General features: G+C 69.8%; 14 protein-coding genes. 8 read left to right on the forward strand and 6 right to left on the reverse strand.

Annotated elements, in window-relative coordinates; translation table 11 throughout:
- Window positions 1-100 precede the first annotated feature (100 nt).
- A complete protein-coding gene (locus ACIBEI_RS32705; RefSeq protein WP_398893818.1) occupies window positions 101-922 on the forward strand; it encodes a rhomboid family intramembrane serine protease in 822 nt (273 codons plus the stop codon).
- A 67-nt stretch (window positions 923-989) separates the two neighbouring features.
- On the opposite strand, the gene hemE is transcribed toward ACIBEI_RS32705, so the two are convergent.
- Both hemE and ACIBEI_RS32715 read right to left on the reverse strand, forming a co-directional pair.
- A complete protein-coding gene (gene hemE, locus ACIBEI_RS32710; RefSeq protein WP_398893819.1) occupies window positions 990-2,057 on the reverse strand; it encodes a uroporphyrinogen decarboxylase in 1,068 nt (355 codons plus the stop codon).
- 99 nt (window positions 2,058-2,156) lie between these two features.
- A complete protein-coding gene (locus ACIBEI_RS32715; protein WP_398893919.1) occupies window positions 2,157-2,783 on the reverse strand; it encodes a DUF3000 domain-containing protein in 627 nt (208 codons plus the stop codon).
- 500 nt (window positions 2,784-3,283) lie between these two features.
- Here ACIBEI_RS32715 and ACIBEI_RS32720 point away from each other — a divergent pair, with 500 nt between their 5' ends.
- Window positions 3,284-3,946, forward strand: coding sequence for a response regulator transcription factor (locus tag ACIBEI_RS32720; protein ID WP_055616736.1), 663 nt, complete (start codon window positions 3,284-3,286; stop codon window positions 3,944-3,946).
- 116 nt (window positions 3,947-4,062) lie between these two features.
- Window positions 4,063-5,349, forward strand: a complete 1,287-nt coding sequence (locus tag ACIBEI_RS32725; protein ID WP_398893820.1) for an HRDC domain-containing protein — start codon at window positions 4,063-4,065, stop codon at window positions 5,347-5,349.
- 94 nt (window positions 5,350-5,443) lie between these two features.
- Here the strand turns inward: ACIBEI_RS32725 and ACIBEI_RS32730 are convergent, their stop codons facing one another.
- Genes ACIBEI_RS32730 through ACIBEI_RS32740 form a run of 3 tightly spaced genes read right to left on the reverse strand, consistent with a single transcriptional unit; the run spans window position 5,444 to window position 8,567 of the window.
- The gene (locus tag ACIBEI_RS32730; RefSeq protein ID WP_398893821.1) at window positions 5,444-6,304 is read right to left on the reverse strand and encodes a carbohydrate ABC transporter permease; all 861 of its coding nucleotides are present in this window, start codon (window positions 6,302-6,304) and stop codon (window positions 5,444-5,446) included.
- The gene (locus ACIBEI_RS32735) at window positions 6,301-7,251 is read right to left on the reverse strand and encodes a carbohydrate ABC transporter permease (protein WP_398893822.1); all 951 of its coding nucleotides are present in this window, start codon (window positions 7,249-7,251) and stop codon (window positions 6,301-6,303) included. Before ACIBEI_RS32735 ends, ACIBEI_RS32730 begins: the two co-directional genes overlap by 4 nt.
- The gene (locus ACIBEI_RS32740) at window positions 7,251-8,567 is read right to left on the reverse strand and encodes an ABC transporter substrate-binding protein (protein ID WP_398893823.1); all 1,317 of its coding nucleotides are present in this window, start codon (window positions 8,565-8,567) and stop codon (window positions 7,251-7,253) included. Before ACIBEI_RS32740 ends, ACIBEI_RS32735 begins: the two co-directional genes overlap by 1 nt.
- 160 nt (window positions 8,568-8,727) lie before the next feature.
- On the opposite strand from ACIBEI_RS32740, the gene ACIBEI_RS32745 reads away from it, so the two are divergent.
- The 4 genes from ACIBEI_RS32745 to ACIBEI_RS32760 all read left to right on the forward strand — a co-directional run bounded on the left by ACIBEI_RS32745 (window position 8,728) and on the right by ACIBEI_RS32760 (window position 15,914).
- On the forward strand, window positions 8,728-11,157 hold the full coding sequence (locus tag ACIBEI_RS32745) for a glycoside hydrolase family 2 protein (protein ID WP_398893824.1): 2,430 nt from the start codon (window positions 8,728-8,730) through the stop codon (window positions 11,155-11,157).
- Window positions 11,154-12,185 carry a LacI family DNA-binding transcriptional regulator gene (locus ACIBEI_RS32750; protein WP_398893825.1) on the forward strand — a complete coding sequence of 344 codons (1,032 nt, stop codon included), beginning with the start codon at window positions 11,154-11,156 and terminating at the stop codon, window positions 12,183-12,185. Before ACIBEI_RS32745 ends, ACIBEI_RS32750 begins: the two co-directional genes overlap by 4 nt.
- Before the next feature lie 379 nt (window positions 12,186-12,564).
- On the forward strand, window positions 12,565-13,791 hold the full coding sequence (locus tag ACIBEI_RS32755; protein WP_398490706.1) for a thiolase family protein: 1,227 nt from the start codon (window positions 12,565-12,567) through the stop codon (window positions 13,789-13,791).
- Window positions 13,788-15,914: a 3-hydroxyacyl-CoA dehydrogenase NAD-binding domain-containing protein gene (locus tag ACIBEI_RS32760; RefSeq protein WP_398893826.1), complete on the forward strand. Its 2,127-nt coding sequence runs from the start codon at window positions 13,788-13,790 to the stop codon at window positions 15,912-15,914. Before ACIBEI_RS32755 ends, ACIBEI_RS32760 begins: the two co-directional genes overlap by 4 nt.
- A 277-nt stretch (window positions 15,915-16,191) precedes the next feature.
- Here the strand turns inward: ACIBEI_RS32760 and ACIBEI_RS32765 are convergent, their stop codons facing one another.
- Entirely contained in the window at window positions 16,192-17,211 is a 1,020-nt protein-coding gene (locus tag ACIBEI_RS32765) for a hypothetical protein (RefSeq protein WP_398893921.1), read from the reverse strand.
- A gap of 69 nt (window positions 17,212-17,280) precedes the next feature.
- On the opposite strand from ACIBEI_RS32765, the gene ACIBEI_RS32770 reads away from it, so the two are divergent.
- Window positions 17,281-17,655 carry an NTP pyrophosphohydrolase gene (locus ACIBEI_RS32770; protein WP_360764116.1) on the forward strand — a complete coding sequence of 125 codons (375 nt, stop codon included), beginning with the start codon at window positions 17,281-17,283 and terminating at the stop codon, window positions 17,653-17,655.
- Window positions 17,656-18,089 lie beyond the last annotated feature (434 nt).

Consider the following 18,089-nt stretch of genomic DNA (forward strand, 5'->3'; position numbering starts at 1 on the left):
CCTGTTCCTCACGTGTTGCTTGGATCACGACGGTTGCCGAGACATACGCACACGCCCGCGGTCCCGTTCAGAGTCCCCCGAACGCGGGCAGGATTTCCCCGTGGTCATCCCCGTCCATGACGTGAACCCGGTCCGTCGCACGCCGTATGTGACGTACGCGCTGATCGCCGCCAACTTCGTGGTGTTCCTGGCCACTCCGGGTGTGGCGAGCTCGATCACCGGCGAGAGCGGTCTGGCCCAGCTGTGCCACCTCCAGGCGTTCCTGGACCAGTGGGCGGCGGTGCCCCGGGAGCTGATCCACGGCCAGACGCCGACGACCGTGCCCACGGGTGACGTGGGCGTGGGACCGCAGGGCGCGGGCTGCCTCGTCGGCCCGCCCGGCTACGACAAGTCGCCCGCGGTGTCGGTCCTGACGGCGATGTTCCTGCACAGCAGCTGGCTGCACCTGCTCGGCAACATGCTGTTCCTGATGATCTTCGGCAACAACATAGAGGACCGCCTCGGCCACATCCGCTACGTGCTGTTCTACGTGGTCTGCGGCTACGCGGCGGCGTACGGCTTCGCCCTCGTCAACGCCGACTCCGCCGACCCGCTGATCGGCGCGTCGGGTGCGATCGCCGGCGTCCTGGGCGCGTATCTGGTGCTCTACCCGAAGGCCAGGGTCTGGGTCCTCGTCCCGTTCCTGATCTTCCTGCCGCTGCGCCTGCCCGCGTGGATCGTGCTGGGCTCCTGGTTCGTCCTCCAGGCGGTGTACTCGTCCGGCACCGGCGTCTCGGAGGCAGGCACCGTGGCGTACGTGGCCCACGTGGTCGGCTTCCTGGCAGGCATGCTCCTGGCCTGGCCCCTGCGCCCCGGAACGACACCCCCACCCGAGCCCCGAGGCCTGCTGTGGGGAAGACGAGCACACCCCCGCGCCCCATAGGGGCGCGGGGAACTGCGCGACCAGCCCCCACCGACCCGCAGACGAACCACCCGCTACCAGCGGAGCGTCATCGCGCGGTGCGCGTGTGCACGTACTCCACAAGCCGAGTCAACGCATCCGGATCCATCGACGGCAGCACACCGTGCCCGAGGTTGAACACGTGCCCCTCCAGACCGGCCGCCGCGTCGAGAACCTCCTGGGTCTTCTCCTCCACGGCCTCGGTCGGGGCGAAGAGGACCGCGGGGTCGAGGTTGCCCTGGAGCGCCTTGCCTGGGCCGACGCGCCGGGCGGCCTCGTCGAGCGGCACACGCCAGTCGACGCCGACGACGTCAGCGCCCGCCTCCCCCATGAGCCCGAGCAGCTCACCCGTACCGACACCGAAGTGGATGCGCGGGACGCCGTACTCCTCGACGGCCTTGAACACCTTCGTCGAAGCGGGCATCACGGAGCGCCGGTAGTCGGCGGGTGCGAGCGCGCCGACCCAGGAGTCGAAGAGCTGGACGGCGCTGGCCCCCGCCTCGATCTGCACCCGGAGGAAGGCCGCCGTGATGTCCGCGAGCCGGTCGAGCAGGTCGGCCCAGAGCTGCGGGTCGCCGTACATGAGCGCCTTGGTGTGCTCGTGGTTGCGGGACGGCCCGCCCTCCACGAGGTAGCTGGCGAGCGTGAAGGGCGCACCGGCGAAACCGATGAGAGGCTTCGGGCCGAGTTCGCTCGTGAGCATGCCGATCGCCTCGGTGACGTACGAGACGTCGTCGGGCGTCAGGTCGCGCAGCTGGGCGAGGTCGGCGCGGGAGCGGATCGGCTTCTCGACGACCGGACCCACACCGGGCTTGATGTCGAGGTCGATACCGATGGCCTTCAGGGGTACGACGATGTCGCTGAAGTAGATCGCCGCGTCCACGTTGTGCCGCCGTACCGGCTGGAGCGTGATCTCGGTGACCAGCTCGGGCCGCATGCAGGACTCCAGCATGGGGATGCCCTCGCGCACCTTCAGGTACTCGGGCAGTGACCGCCCCGCCTGCCGCATGAACCACACGGGCGTGTGCGGCACGGGCTCGCGTCGGCACGCCTTGAGGAAGGTGGAGTCGTACGTCGCTGTCGGCTGCTGGCCCTTGGGGCGGTCAATGGCGCTCACGCCGAAAAGTCTCCCACGGTCGGCGCGGCCCCCGGTCCCGGGTACGGCCTCGCCCGGGACCCGCACGTGGGAGGGGCGAGCGGGGCGCGGCGGTCCGGGTCAGCGGGACTGGGGGCCCCGGCGCTGCGGGAGGCTGACGATGGAGGCGTCGCCCGGGGCGGCCGGGGGGAGGCCGGCGATCTGGGCGAGGAGGTCGCACCAGGACGCCAGATGGGAGGCCGTGTCGGGCACACCGCCGAGGCCTTCGCGGGGTGTCCAGGAGGCGCGGATCTCGATCTGGGAGTTGGCCGGCCGGTCCGCGAGCCCGCCGAAGTAGTGGGAGCCGGCCCGGGTGACCGTGCCGCTGGGTTCGCCGTAGGAGAGGCCGCGGGCCTGGAGCGCGCCGGTCAGCCAGGACCAGCAGACCTCGGGGAGCAGCGGGTCGCCGGCCATCTCGGCCTCCAGCTCCGCGCGGACCAGGGTCACCAGGCGGAACGAGCCCTGCCAGGCGTCGTGTCCCGCCGGGTCGTGGAGCAGGACGAGCCGGCCGTCCGCCAGATCCTCGTCGCCGTCGACGACCGTGGCCTCCAGCGCGTAGGTGAAGGGGGCGAGCCGCTGCGGCGGTTTCGTCGGGTCGATCTCGATCTGCGGCCGCAGCCGCGCGGACCTCAACGCGTCGACAGCGGCCCGGAAAGGCAGCGGAGCCGCCTCCATCGCATCCCGCTCCCCCTCCTTCGGGTCGTCCATTCCGCCAGCGCCGTCCGACAGTCGTCCCTGAGCCGCAGCCATGCGGGGAAGATTAAGGGGAACAGAGCCTTCGCGCAGGGAGAGACACCCGTGCGTGGGACCACTGTCCGGATCACATCGCGCGAACACGGCACTTTTTCCTGGGGTTTGGGGCTCTGGCTTCTTGGGGTTTTGCGGGCTCGGGCCGTCTCCGGAGCCTCCGAGCCGGTACGCGAAAGCCCCCGGACCGGTACGCGAAAGCCTCCGGACCGGTGCGCGAACGCTTCTGACCTTTTGTCGATACGGCCACTTTCAGCCGCGTAACGAAGCGGAGCGAACTCGTTTCGATCTTCGGATGATCGATCGCCCGTCCGAATTGCACGCATTGTTACTCACCAAATCGTGATCATTCTCTAAAGGCGGACGGGTTTGGTGCCGAAGACCTCTGTGACCTTGAAAGCACGGTTCGTCCCGGCTTCATCCCCACAGCCGGTCCCCCGTCCCGCACCCCAGGAGGCCTGGTGTCCGTTCTCCTCGAGCAGCCCGCAAGCCTGGTCGCCTACCGCCCGAACAAGCCGACCGCGATGGTGGTCGTGGCCGATCCCCGTGTGCGCTCCACCGTCACCCGCCACCTGTGGGCGCTCGGTGTTCGCGACGTGATCGAGGCCTCGTCCGTCGCGGAGGCTCGTCCCCGCATCGGCAACCCCCGCGACATCTGTGTCGCAGACGTCCATCTCCCCGACGGCTCCGGCCTCACCCTCCTGTCCGAAACCCGGGCCGCCGGCTGGCCGAACGGCCTGGCCCTGTCCGCCGCCGACGACATCGGCGCCGTACGCAACGCCCTCGCGGGCGGCGTCAAGGGCTACGTGGTCACCGGCACCCGTACGAACCTCGGGCTTCCCACCCGGCCGGGCGCCGCCCCGATCGGCTCGGCCGCCGCCCGTATGCACCGCCGTCCCCCGGGCTCCCCGAGCCACCCGGGCGGTTACCGCGAGCTGTCCGGCCGTGAGGTCGAGGTGCTCCGGCTGGTGGCGGAGGGCCAGTCGAACAAGGCCATCGGCGTCTCGATGGGTCTGTCCGCGCTGACCGTGAAGAGCCACCTCGCCCGTATCGCCCGCAAGCTCGGCACGGGCGACCGTGCCGGAATGGTCGCGGTGGCGCTGCGGACGGGGATCATCCACTGATTCCGGATTCCCTGATGATTCAGGATTCACTGACCTGACTGGTTTACGACCCTCAGACGCCCGTCGACGGAACGTTCCGTCGACGGGCGTCGTCCATACACGGATACCCTTGACAGGTGACCGACGCCCAAGAGACCGCAGCAGACAGTTCACTGCGAACCACCGGAGGCGCTCCTCCGGACGACGTCGAACCGGCGCCGATCCCCTTGCTGGAGCCCCGCGACGGAATTCCGCCCGTCATCGCCGACGAGGCCTCGCTCGCCGAGGTGATCGCCGCGTTCGAGGCCGGCAGCGGCCCCGTGGCCGTGGACGCCGAGCGGGCGTCCGGCTATCGCTACGGCCAGCGCGCGTATCTGGTGCAGCTGCGCCGCGAGGGCGCGGGCACCGCACTGATCGATCCCGTCGCCTGCCCCGACCTGTCGGGCCTCGGCGAGGCGCTCTCCGGTGTGGAGTGGGTGCTGCACGCGGCCACCCAGGATCTGCCGTGTCTGCGCGAGATAGGCATGGTCCCCAGCCTCCTGTTCGACACCGAGCTGGCCGGACGGCTCGCCGGGTTCCCGCGGGTCGGCCTCGGCGCGATGGTCGAGGGCGTCCTGGGCTTCGTACTGGAGAAGGGGCACTCCGCGGTCGACTGGTCGACGCGTCCGCTGCCCGAGCCGTGGCTGCGCTATGCCGCGCTCGACGTGGAGCTGCTCGTGGACCTGCGGGACGCGCTGGAGAAGGAACTCGACCGGCAGGGCAAGCTGGAGTGGGCCCGCCAGGAGTTCGACGCGATCGCCTCGGCGCCCCCGCCGGAGCCCCGCAAGGACCCGTGGCGCCGTACGTCCGGCATGCACAAGGTGCGCCGCCGTCGGCAGATGGCGGTCGTACGGGAGCTGTGGGAGACCCGGGACCGGGTCGCTCAGCGCCGGGACATCTCGCCCGGCAAGGTGCTCGGGGACGCGGCCATCGTGGAAGCCGCCCTCTCACTTCCGGCCAACGTGCACGCGCTGGCCGCGCTGAACGGTTTCGGGCACCGGATGGGACGGCGTCAGCTGGAGCAGTGGCAGGCCGCCGTCGACCGCGCGAAGGAACTGCCGGATGCCGAGCTGCCGCAGCCCGGGCAGCCGGTGACCGGGCCTCCGCCGCCGCGGGCCTGGGCGGAGAAGGACCCGGTGGCCGCGGCCCGGCTGTCCGCGGCGCGGGCCGCCGTCTCCGCGCTGGCGGAGACGCTGAACATGCCTCAGGAGAACCTGATCACTCCGGACACGGTTCGGCGGGTCTGCTGGGAGCCGCCGGCTTCCGCGGACGCGGAGTCGGTTGCGGCCGCGCTTGCCGGGTATGGGGCTCGGCCCTGGCAGGTGGAGCAGGTCACGCCGGTGTTGGTTGCCGCGCTGGCTGCCAAGGCCAAGTCCCAGGAATGAACGAGGGTCGCCCGGTCGCCGTGAGTGGTTCGGACTCATGGCGGCTGCGGGCCCGTTGTGGCTGGTCGCGCAGTTCCCCGCGCCCCTTTCGGGGCTACTTCGTCGCACCCCTCGTGAAGCCGTTGTAGATGTAGCGCTGCAGGAACAGGAAGACGATCAGGGTCGGCAGGATCACGAGGATCGCTCCTGCCGCGATCGTCTCCCAGTGGGCTCCAAAGGGGCCCTTGAAGCGGAACAGGGACGTTGAGATCACGCCAAGATCCTCGGACGGCATGTAGAGGAACGGGATGTAGAAGTCGTTGTAGACGGTGATCCCCTTGACGATGACCACCGTCGCGATCGCGGGCTTCAGCAGCGGCAGGATGATCTTCCGGTAGATCGTGAAGGCGCTCGCGCCGTCGAGCCGGGCGGACTCGTCGAGGGAGACCGGGATCGACCGGACGAACTGCAGGAAGATGTAGATCGAGACGATGTCCGTGCCCATGTAGAGCACGATCGGTGCCCAGCGGCTGTCGAACATCCCGAAGCTGTCGACGATCTGGAAGGTCGCCACCTGGGTGGTCACGCCGGGTACGAGCGTGGCGACCAGGAAGAGCGCGACGACCAGCTTTCTGAAGCGGAAGGTGTAGCGGTCGATCGCGTACGCCGCCATCGACCCGATGATCACCGTGCCGGTGACGGAGAACAGCAGGATGAACGCGGTGTTCCCGAACGCGGAGAGCATCCGGCCGTCCTGGAACGCCGTCACGTAGTTGTCGAAGTTCAGCAGGTCGTCCGGGAGTTGGAGCGCCCCGCTGTCGTTCGCCATCTCCTTCTCGGACTTGAGGGAGGTGAGGAGGACGACGAGGAGCGGGAGCAGGACGACCACGCTCGCGACGGCCAGTGACAGGTAGGTGAGAGTCCGGGCCACACCCCCGCGGGTCACGCCTCTGCGGGTCATTCCTCCGCGGCTCATACGAGGTCCACCTTGTCGTCCGGGACCAGGCGTCGCTGCACCCAGGTCACCGCCAGGATGATCAGCAGCAGCACGACCGCGGCCGCCGAGGCGAGCCCCGTCTTGTTGAACTGGAAGGCCAGCTTCACCGTCTGGATCACGAAGGTCTCGGTGCCGGTCGCGCCGCCGGTCATGATGAACGGCACCTCGAAGGCCGACAGCGAGCCGGAGATGGAGAGGATGACGGTCAGGCTGAGTACGGGCCTGATGCCGGGCGCGATGATGTACCGGAACTGGTGCCAGCGGTTCGCCCCGTCCAGTTCGGCGGCCTCGTACAGCTCTCCCGGGATGGACTGGATGGCGCCGAGGAACAGGACGAAGTTCAGGCCCATGTAGCGCCAGACGGAGACGCCTGCCAGCGAGACGTTCGCGGAGACCGGGGTGCCCAGCCAGGCGCGGTCGGAGTGGACACCGAAGAGGCTCAGCACCGAGTCGAGCGTGCCGCCGTCCTGGAAGAAGTAGAGGAAGACGAACCCGATCGCGACCCCGTTGATCAGGTACGGGAAGAAGAGGATGCCCTTGAAGAAGTTCCGGAAGCGCACGTTGAAGCTGAGGACCGTCGCGAAGTAGAGCGCGGCCACTATCTGGATCACGGACGCGGCCAGGTAGTAGCCGCTGACGAAGAAGACCTCGAACAGCTCGGGACGGGTGAAGAGTTCGACGTAGTTGTCGGCGCCCGTGTAGCTGAGTTCGGGGCTGACTCCGTCCCAGTCGGTGAAGCTGTACGCGACCATGTTGGCGACCGGCGCGTACGTGAACGTGATCAGCAGGACCAGCGGGGCGGCGAGGAAGAGCCACGGGGTGAGACCGCGCCTCAGGCGCAGACGGCGTGGGGCCTGGGCGGGTGCCGTGCGGGCTGCGGACGCGGCCTCCTTCGGCCGCGCCGCCTTCTCGGTGGTGTCCGTCATCAGGACCCCGAGGACTTCCGAGCCTCTTCCCAGCGCCTGCCCAGGTCGCCCAGGAAGTCGCCGAGGCTCCCCTTCCTGGCGCCGCGGGCCAGGTCGACGAGGTCCTGGCGGTAGTCGGGCTTGTAGATGCCGACCTCGGACTGGTTGTCGATCTCCTTGACCGCCGCGCCCTTGGCGTCGTCCAGCTCGATGAGCTTCACGCCCGCGTCCTCGTACGGCTGCAGCACCTCGGGCAGCGGGGCGCCCTTGACCGGGGAGAGGGTCAGGTTGTCGGCCGCGTAGCCGGACCTGTCGGTGAACCAGTCGATCCAGGCGCGGGCCGCCTCCTTGTGGTCCGAGTTGACGTTGACGGCCTGGTTGTAGTCCGGCGACATGGTGGCGCAGTACTTCCCGTCCTTCTGGGCGGGGAAGGGCATGAAGCCGATGTCGTCCGGGTTCGCGCCGGCCTGCTTCGCGGCCGCCTGGAACTGGGTGATCGCCCAGGAGCCGAGCCACATCGTGGCGATGTCGCCCTTGGCCAACTTGGGCTTGGACGCTTCCCAGTTGGTGGTCGTCGGGTCCTTCTCGATCAGTCCGCCGCGCACGATGTCGTACAGCATGGTGTCGCCGATACGCAGGTCCTCGCCCTCGGCCCACGGGTCGCCCGCGGCGAGCCTGGACGTCGCCTGCGGGTCACAGCTGACCGCGCCGTCGACGTACGTCCACTGCGTCAGCGGCCACATGTCCTTGAAGTTCGTGTAGTACGGGATCGCGTCGGTCTTGGCCTTGACCGCCTTAAGTCCGTCGACGAACTGGGCCGGTGTGGTGGGCCAGTCGGTGATCCCGGCCTCCTTCCAGACCCGCTTGTTGTAGAGGAAGCCGGGGAGCGCTCCCATCGGGCTCTGCCCGTAGACCTTGCCGTCGACCGTGGTGAAGTCGGTGAACAGGTACTTCTTCGCGCGCTCGGTCTCGGTGCCGAGGGAGGCGAAGAACCTGGGGTAGTCGTTCTTCTTGATCACGGCGGGGATCATCAGCACATCGCCGTAGTTCTCGGTGTTCATCCGGATCTTGACCTCGCCCTCGTAGTCCGTGAGGGCGTCGAACTCGACCTCGACCTTCGGATAGGTCTTGTTGAACTCGGCGGCGTACTTCTTCATCGTGCCGTCCTGCACCAGGTCGGTCCGGTGCGTGAGGACCGTGATCGTTCCGGTCACCTTGTCCGGGTCGACGGGGGCCTTGGCGTCCGCGCCCTTCGACGTGCCTCCGCTTCCGGTACAGCCCGCGGCCAGCAGTGCGGCGGCGAGGACACTTCCGGCGAGTTTCGTGCGGCGGTTCATTTGCACCAGCTCCGTTCAGGGACGGATGAGCACGAGTGGGATGGCTGGTTCCGCACTCTGGCAGCCGTCACTAAACCGGTAAAGTCCCTATTTCGGCCAACGATTCACGAGTGTGTACCAGACCTGGTCAGCAATGGCCTATACCGGTTTAGGAGTGCGCATGCTGGACGTCACACCGATCGACGAGGGATGGATCCTGCGGCACGACGGGGCCGCGCTCCCCGCCACGGTGCCGGGCTGTGTGCACACGGATCTGCTGGCGGCGGGGATCATCCCGGACCCGTTCCTGGGGCGGAACGAGACCGACGTGGCGTGGGTGGGGCGGCGCGACTGGACGTACGAGACGACGCTCACCCCGATCCCGGGCGGGCACGAGCAGACGGACCTCGTCTTCGACGGCCTCGACACCGCGGCGGAGATCCGGCTCGACGGCCGACTCCTGGGCTCCGTACGGAACATGCACCGCTCGCACCGCTTCGACATCACGGGGCTCGGCGGCCGGCTCTCGGTGAACTTCCGCTCGGCCTACGGCGAGGCGGAGGCGGTGCGCGGACGGCTCGGCGAGCGGCCGAACGCCTATCCCGAGCCGTTCCAGTACATCCGCAAGATGGCCTGCTCCTTCGGCTGGGACTGGGGGCCGACACTGGTGACGGCCGGCATCTGGAAGCGGGTCCGTCTGGAGCACTGGTCGACGGCACGGATCGCCCGGGTGCGCCCGGTCGTGACGGTCGAACAGGGCGTGGGGCGCGTCGAGTTGTACGTCGATGTCGAACGGACCAGGGTCGAGGCGGGGCTCACCCTGGGCGCGAGGATCGGCGGCGTCCGGGCGGAGGCGACGATCGACGGCACCAGCGGGGTCGTACGCCTCGAAGTGCCGGACGTCGACCTGTGGTGGCCGCGCGGATACGGCGAACAGCCCCTGTACGACGTCGAGTTGTGGCTCAGCCACGAGGGGCTGCTGGACATCTGGCGGCGCCGGATCGGCTTCAGGAGTGTCGAGCTGGACCGTGGGGCCGACGAGCACGGGTCGGGCTTCACCCTCGTCGTGAACGGCGAGCGGCTCTTCGCCCGGGGCGTCAACTGGATCCCGGACGACGTCCTCCCGTCCCGGATCACCCGCGAGCGGTACCGCACCCGGCTGACCCAGGCGGCCGACGCGGGCGTGGATCTCGTACGCGTCTGGGGCGGCGGCATCTACGAGAGCGAGGACTTCTACGACGCCTGCGACGAGTTGGGCCTGCTGGTCTGGCAGGACTTCCCGTTCGCCTGCGCCGCCTATCCCGAGGAACAGCCGCTGCGGGGCGAGGTGGAGGCCGAGGCGCGCGAGAACGTCGTACGGCTGATGCCGCACCCCTCGCTCGTGCTGTGGAACGGCAACAACGAGAACCTGTGGGGCTTCAAGGACTGGGGCTGGGAGCGGCGGCTGGCCGGGGACTCGTGGGGCGAGGGCTACTACCTCGGTCTACTGCCGCGTGTCGTCGCCGAGTTGGACCCGACGCGGCCGTACACGCCGGGCAGCCCCTGGTCCGGTTCCTGGGACCGCCACCCGAACGACCCGGCGCACGGCACGCACCACTCGTGGGAGGTGTGGAACCGGGAGGACTACGCGGACTACCGGCTCCATGTCCCGCGTTTCGTGGCCGAGTTCGGCTGGCAGGCACCGCCCGCGTACGCCACGCTTCGGCGCGCCCTGCCCGACGAGGAACTCGCGCCCGACTCCCCCGGCATGCTGCACCACCAGAAGGCCGACGACGGCAACGGAAAGCTGTTGCGCGGGCTCGCCCGGCACTTCCCCGTGCCCGAACAGGGCTTCTCCGAGGGCGAATTCGACCGGTGGCACTACCTCACCCAGGTCAACCAGGCACGTGCCGTCGCCGCCGGGATCGAGCACTGGCGCTCCCACTGGCCGGTGTGCGCGGGCACGATCGTCTGGCAGCTCAACGACTGCTGGCCGGTGACCTCCTGGGCGGCGATCGACGGCGACGGCCGCGAGAAACCGCTCTACCACGAGCTCAAGAGGCTGTACGCGGATCGGCTGCTCACACTCCAACCACGGGGTGAGCGGCTGGTGTTGGCGGTGATCAACCAGGCCGCCGAGCCCTGGAAGGGCCGTCTGACGTTGCGTCGGATGTCGGTGGAGGGCGGTGTCGTGGCCGAGGTGAGTGTGGGGTTCGGCGCCGGGGCGCGCGCCGTCATCGATGTGCGTGTACCGAGGGAGCTGGAGCCCGCCGGGCCCAAGGAGTTCCTGGTGGCGGACGCGGACCTGGGCCCGGATGGAGATGAAGGCGGGGGCGCGCTGCGGGCGCTGTACTTTCCGGTGCCGGACCGTGAAATCCCGTACCCCCGGCCGCGGTTCGACGTCTCGGTCTCTCCGGGCAGCGGCCAGGTGACCGTCACGGCCCATACGCTCGTACGGGATCTGCTGCTGCAGGCCGACCGGCTGGACCCACGCGCATTGGCCGACCGGGGACTGGTGACCCTGCTCCCCGGGGAACGGGTGACCATCGGTGTGCGCGGCTGGGAGACTCTGGACGATCTGGACGCGGAGACCGCACGATCCGCCCTGTACTGCGTGGAGCCCGCACGATGACGACACCACCCCGCGTCACGATCAAGGACGTCGCGGCCCGTGCCGGCGTGTCCAAGGGGGCCGTGTCGCTCGCCTTCAACCAGAAGCCGGGGCTGTCCGACGCGACCCGGGACCGGATCTTCGAGGCGGCGCGCGAACTGGGCTGGGCGCCGAACCTCGCCGCCCGGTCGCTCTCCAAGCGGCGGGTCGACGTGATCGGCCTCGCCATCTGCCGGCCGGCGAAGCTGCTCGGGCTCGAACCGTTCTACATGGAGTTCATCTCGGGCGTGGAGAGCGTGCTGACCGAGCACTCCTGCTCCCTGCTGCTGCGGCTCGTGCGCACGGTGGAGGAGGAGGTCGGGCTTCAAGACTCCTGGTGGCGGGGCAAGCAGATCAGCGGGTCGATCCTGGTCGACTTCCGGGCCGACGATCCGCGTGTGCCCGCCGTCGAGCGGCTCGGCATGCCCGTCGTGGCCGTCGGTCATCCCTCGCTCACCGGCGGCCTCACCTCCGTGTGGACCGACGACGCGACCGCCGTCACCGAGGCCGTGCGGTATCTCGCGGCGCTCGGGCATCGGCGGGTCGCCCGGGTCGGCGGCGCGGCCGCGCTCGGGCACACCGCGATCCGTACGGCGGCGTTCGACGAGGCGGCGCGGGTCCTTGAGCTGGCCGGGGCCCAGCAGGTGGCCACGGATTTCTCGGGGGACGCGGGGGCGAGGGCGACCCGGTCGCTGCTGACCGCCGCGGTTGGCGACCGGCCTACGGCGATCGTGTACGACAACGACATCATGGCGGTGGCGGGGTTGTCGGTGGCTGCGGAGATGGGGCTGAGCGTGCCTGGTGATGTCTCGCTGCTCGCCTGGGACGACTCCCAGCTGTGCCGGCTGACGCATCCCACGTTGTCTGCCATGAGCCATGACGTGCATGGATTCGGGGCGGAGGTGGCTCGGACGTTGTTCGACGTCGTCACGGGGGCGGAGGGTGGGGGGTCGCATCCGGTGCCTACACCCGTGCTGACCCCTCGGGGGTCCACGGCGCCGCCGCGGTAGCGGTCCCCGTACGCGGGGCGAGTGCGGGTGCGTCGTGGCTGGTCGCGCAGTTCCCCGCGCCCCTGGGTGGGTGAGGGTCGGCGTGATCGGTCGGGTGCGGGTCGCCTGTGGTCGAGCGCGCAGTTCCTCGCGCCCCCAAAGACAAAAGCAGGGGCGCAGCCCCGCTTTTAGGGGCGCGGGGAACTGCGCGACAAGCCACGACGCACCCGCAGATGTCACGCAACCAGCCCCCGAGGACACGGAAAGACATGTGACCTTCGCCGCTCCCCGCCGTGGGGCTGGGCAGGGTGGTTACCCGCAAGTAGCATGGGAGGTGAGCGCGCGCTCAGGGCGTGTGTGTCGCGCAGTAGTGCAATCCCGCATCTGGAGGAGAGCCATCGTGCCTCGTACCGTCAGGGACGTCGTCTTCGTCGACGGCGTCCGCACCCCGTTCGGCAAGGCGGGCCCGAAGGGCATCTACCACGAGACCCGTGCCGACGACCTCGTCGTGAAGGCGATCCGGGAGCTGCTGCGCCGCAACCCCGGTCTCGACCCGAAGAAGATCGACGAGGTCGCCATCGCCGCGACCACGCAGATCGGCGACCAGGGCCTGACGCTGGGCCGCACGGCCGGAATCCTGGCCGGGCTGCCGCAGTCCGTGCCCGGCTACTCGATCGACCGCATGTGTGCCGGTGCGCTGACGGCGGTCACCTCGACCGCCGGCTCCATCGCGTTCGGCGCGTACGACGCCGTCATCGCCGGTGGTGTCGAGCACATGGGCCGCCACCCCATGGGCGAGGGCGTGGACCCGAACCCGCGGTTCGTCAGCGAGAAGCTGGTGGACGAGTCCGCCCTGTTCATGGGCATGACCGCCGAGAACCTGCACGACCGCTACCCGCACATCACCAAGCAGCGCACCGACGAGTACGCCGTGCGCTCGCAGGAGAAGGCGGCCAAGGCCTACGCGAACGGCAAGATCCAGGCCGACCTGGTCCCGATCTCCGTACGCCGTACGAACGCGGAGGCCGGTGAGACGGGCTGGGGCCTGGTCACCGCCGACGAGCCGATGCGTCCGGGCACGACGCTGGAGAACCTGGCCGGTCTGAAGACGCCGTTCCGTGTGCACGGGCGGGTCACCGCCGGTAACGCGGCCGGTCTGAACGACGGCGCCACCGCGTCGATCATCGCGTCCGAGGACTTCGCCCGCGAGCACGACCTGCCGGTCAAGATGCGCCTGGTCTCGTACGCCTTCGTGGGCGTCGAGCCCGAGGTGATGGGCTACGGCCCGATCCCGGCCACGGAGAAGGCCCTCGCCAAGGCCGGTCTCTCCATCGAGGACATCAACCTCTTCGAGATCAACGAGGCCTTCGCCATCCAGGTCCTCGCGTTCCTCGACCACTACGGCATCGCCGACGACGACGCGCGCGTCAACCAGTACGGCGGCGCCATCGCGTACGGCCACCCGCTGGCCTCCTCCGGCGTCCGGCTGATGACGCAGCTGGCCCGCCAGTTCGAGGAGCAGCCGGAGGTCCGTTACGGCCTCACCACCATGTGCGTCGGCTTCGGCATGGGCGCCACGGTGATCTGGGAGAACCCGCACCACAAGGACGCCGGAGGCGACAAGTGAGCACCACTGAACTCCTGAAGGGCGCGGCCGAGCTGTTCCCCGACGAGGTCGTGACGTCGGCGCACGTACGCCACCTCGACCTGCCGTTCGGCGCCGGGCGCTTCGCGCTCATCACGCTCGACAACGGCCTCGACCACACCAAGCCGACCACTTTCGGCCCGGCCTCGCTGGCGAACCTCGACGCCGCGATCGACCAGGTCGAGAAGGAGGCAGCGGCCGGCGAGATCATCGGCGTCGGTGTCACCGGCAAGCCGTTCATCTTCGCGGTCGGCGCGGACCTCAAGGGCGTCGAGCTCCTGAAGGACCACAAGGACGCGCTGGCCATCGGCAAGGGCGGCCACGAGGTCTTCAAGCGTCTCGCGGCCCTCTCGGTCCCGACCTTCGCGTACTACAACGGCGCGGCCATGGGCGGCGGTGTCGAGGTCGGTCTGCACTGCACCTACCGGACCGTCTCGAAGGCCCTGCCGGCCTTCTCGCTCCCCGAGGTGTTCCTGGGCCTGGTCCCGGGCTGGGGCGGCTGCACGCTGCTCCCGAACCTCATCGGCGCCGAGCGTGCGGTGAGCGTGATCATCGAGAACTCGCTCAACCAGAACAAGCAGCTCAAGGGCCAGCAGGTCTTCGACCTCGGAATCGCCGATGCCCTCTTCGAGGGTGCGGACTTCCTGGAGCAGTCGCTGATCTGGACGGCTCAGGTCCTCAAGGGTGACGTCAAGGTCGAGCGTCCGGCCGTCGACCGCGGCGAGGCCTGGGACCAGGCCGTCGCCAAGGGCCGCTTCGTCGCGGACAGCAAGGTGCACGGGGCTGCCCCGGCCGCGTACCGCGCGCTGGACATCATCGCCGCGGCAAAGAACGGTGACCTGCAGCAGGGTTATGACGCCGAGGACGTGGCCCTCGCCGACCTGATCATGGGTGGCGAACTGCGCGCCGGCATCTACGCGTTCAACCTCGTGCAGAAGCGCGGCAAGCGTCCCGCGGGTGCCCCGGACAAGAACCTCGCCCGTCCGGTCACCAAGGTGGGCGTCGTGGGCGCCGGTCTGATGGCCTCGCAGCTCGCCCTGCTCTTCCTGCGGCGCCTGGAGGTGCCGGTCGTGCTGACCGACATCGACCAGGAGCGCGTAGACAAGGGTGTGGGCTACGTCCACGCCGAGATCGACAAGCTGCTGCTGAAGTCCCGTATCAACCAGGACAAGGCCAACCGCCTCAAGGCCCTGGTCACCGGTGTGCTGGACAAGGCGGAGGGCTTCTCCGACGCCGACTTCATCATCGAGGCCGTCTTCGAGGAGATCGGCGTCAAGCAGCAGGTGTTCGCGGAGGTCGAGGCGGTCGCCCCGGCGCACGCGATCCTCGCCACCAACACGTCCTCGCTGTCCGTCTCCGAGATGGCGTCGAAGCTGAAGAACCCCGAGCGGGTCGTCGGCTTCCACTTCTTCAACCCGGTCGCGATCCTGCCGCTCCTGGAGATCGTGCGGGGCGAGGCGACGGACGACGCCTCCCTGGCCACGGCCTTCGCCGTCGCCAAGAAGCTGAAGAAGACCGCGGTTCTGGTGAAGGACGCCCCGGCGTTCGTCGTGAACCGCATCCTCACGCGCTTCATGGGCGAGATCCAGAACGTCATTGACGAGGGCACGCCGGTCGCGGTCGCGGAGAAGGCGGTGGAGCCGCTGGGTCTGCCGATGTCTCCGCTCGTACTCCTGGAGCTGGTCGGTCCGGCGATCGGTCTGCACGTCTCGGAGACGCTGAACCGGGCCTTCCCCGAGCGGTTCACCGTCTCCTCGAACCTCGCGGCCGTCGTCAAGGCGGGCAAGCGTGGCTTCTACGTGTACGACTCCGGAAAGCCGGAGCTGGACCCGGAGGTCGCCGCTCTGCTGAAGCAGGGCGATGTGGTGCTGACCGAGGAGCAGGTGCGCGAGCGCGTCCTCGACGCCGTTGCCCAGGAGATCGGGCTCATGCTCGACGAGGGTGTCGTGGCCGAGGCCCAGGATGTCGACCTGTGCCTCATCACGGGCGCCGGCTGGCCCTTCCACCTGGGTGGGATCACGCCCTACCTGGACCGTGAGGGTGTCTCCGAGCGGGTCAACGGCAAGCCGTTCCTGGCGCGGGGTGTGGCGAGCGTCCCTGCGTAGCCGCTGCGCTGCGCTTGTCGGTGCCCCGTACGCCTGCCCGGCGTGCGGGGCACCTGACGTTCTTCGCCCCCGCCGCCCCTACCCATTCCCGTCACTGACTCAGGGGCCCCGCCCCCGAACCCCCGTAAAAGATTGCGCAGTTCCCCGCGCCCCTAGGGTCTTTAGGGGCGCGGGGAACTGCGCGACAAGCCCCCACCGGCCCGCACCCGACAACAAACCCCACGGGGTCTGGGGCAGAGCCCCAGGGGACGGGAATGGGTAGGGGCGGCGGGGGCGATCAAATGGTGTGCCAGGCCTCCAGGGCCAAACCCGGCTCCTCCTTGCGGCGGGTCAGCAGGAGCCGGCCGGTGGACGGCTGGAGGGTGGCGGCCGTGACGCGACCCTCGTGGTCATGGGCCAGCGACAGCTGGACGTCCGCGGGCAGCTGAGGCCCCGACTCGGTCCACCAGGCCCCCGCCGACTCCTGCTCGGTCGGATAGGCGGCGAAGGCGATCCGACCGCTCAGCGACCGCTGGGCGAGCAACGTGCAGTCGACCCCGTCGAGCGTGCAGCGGATCGCGGACACCGGCCCCGGCCCGGCACAGGTGAGGAGCGCCACGGGCTCACTGCCGGCCCGCCACGCGCACACCGTGTCCGTCTCGTCCGTGAAGAAGAGGGTCACGTGCTCTTCGGAGGTGGTGAGCGCCCGCAACGTGCCGGGCCGCGCCGCCACCTTGAGCGGCTCCTCGTCGAGCGCGGGGATGTGGCCGGGGCCCAGCTGGGTCCAGCGCAGGATGCCCGCGGGCGAGGCCGCGTACAGCTCGACGAGCCCGGACGCCCGGGTCACGGCGGCCAGTTCGCCCTCGACCTCACGGCCCTTGAGGTCGCGCCACGGACCCCACCCGCCGCGTTCCTTCTGGCCGCGCATACTGACGCCGCCGCCCCTGTTGGGTACGAAGACATGGGCGCGGCCCTGCGCGTCGACCGTGACGGCCGGTACGCCGGTCGCCTCGCCCTTCTTGTTGGGATGCCCGAGGGGATTCCAGTCGAGGGCCGCGAGATGGGGCCGGAAGTGCGTGGCGTGGACGAGCCCCGACTCCTGCCCGCCGGTGGGACGCCAGGACACCAGATGGGCGTAACCGTCGGTTCCCTGCCCCACGGCGAGCGCGGGGTGGACACGCTGGTCGCCGCCGACCGTACGGGGCGCCGACCAGGCGCCGCCCGGGTGCTGCTCGGCCCAGCACCACACCGCTTCCTCACGCGGAGCGTAGGCGCCGAGTCTGCCGTCCCGGCCGCGTATGAGCCAGTCACCGTTCACTGTACGGACCATTGACACTCCCCCACTCTAATCGGGTCGTGTGATCCCCCTCCGTGGGACCCTGGCCACATGGACGCCCCGCTGCTCGTGATCGTCGACGCCGCCAATGTGGTCGGGTCCGTGCCCGACGGCTGGTGGCGCGACCGGCGGGGCGCCGCGGAACGCCTGCGGGACCTGCTCGTCCCGTACGCCACCGACGGGCTGCCGGGGCACCCGGGCCCCCTGGAGCTGGTCCTCGTGGTCGAGGGAGGCGCTCGCGGCATCGCCTCCGTCCCGGGCGTACGGGTCGACGAGGCGCCCGGCAGCGGCGACGACCGCATCGTGGAAGTGACCGCCGAGGCCGCGGACCGCCCACGCCTGGTGGTCACGGCCGACCGTGAACTGCGCCGCCGGGTGACCGAGTTGGGCGCGGAGGTCACGGGCCCACGCACGGTCCGCCCCTAGGGGGCTTCTGATGGATCTCCGCGGCGTCGCGACGCCCGGCACGCCTCCCCCACTGCCTCAAGGGCGTGGGAGGTGCCCCCACTCGCCGCACCGGGCGAAAGCCCAAGTACATCCAGTACGAGGGCTTCCGCCCGGCACGCCGAGAGCACGCTCCCCCAGTCTCGGCTCCGCTCGACCGGGAGGTGCCCCCACGACGCCGCTCCTTCTCCCACGGAGATCCATCAGAAGCCCCCTAGCACCACACCTCGCGGACACGTACAACCGCACCCGCTCGCTCTCACCCGCCGCGCCCGCACCCTCGTCCCAGCCCCTGGGAGCCGCCTCACACGCGCGTACGGCACCGTCCTGCCCAACCGTGCCCACAGACTCGTACCGGGCCGTCAGGAGCCGCCGTGGGGACGGCGGTCGGGCGCCGGCTGACGCGGACCGGCCCC

The sequence above is a fragment of the Streptomyces sp. NPDC050988 genome (genome assembly GCF_044456225.1).
In the GTDB taxonomy this organism is placed as follows: Bacteria; Actinomycetota; Actinomycetes; order Streptomycetales; family Streptomycetaceae; genus Streptomyces.

Coding starts and splice junctions, on each gene's coding strand:
- ACIBEI_RS32715 (WP_398893919.1), bottom strand. CDS start 2,783: ATGGACGACCCGAAGGAGGGGGAGCGGGATGCGATGGAGGCGGCTCCG.
- ACIBEI_RS32730 (WP_398893821.1), bottom strand. CDS start 6,304: ATGAGCCGCGGAGGAATGACCCGCAGAGGCGTGACCCGCGGGGGTGTG.
- ACIBEI_RS32735 (WP_398893822.1), bottom strand. CDS start 7,251: ATGACGGACACCACCGAGAAGGCGGCGCGGCCGAAGGAGGCCGCGTCC.
- ACIBEI_RS32740 (WP_398893823.1), bottom strand. CDS start 8,567: ATGAACCGCCGCACGAAACTCGCCGGAAGTGTCCTCGCCGCCGCACTG.
- ACIBEI_RS32745 (WP_398893824.1), top strand. CDS start 8,728: ATGCTGGACGTCACACCGATCGACGAGGGATGGATCCTGCGGCACGAC.
- ACIBEI_RS32750 (WP_398893825.1), top strand. CDS start 11,154: ATGACGACACCACCCCGCGTCACGATCAAGGACGTCGCGGCCCGTGCC.
- ACIBEI_RS32770 (WP_360764116.1), top strand. CDS start 17,281: ATGGACGCCCCGCTGCTCGTGATCGTCGACGCCGCCAATGTGGTCGGG.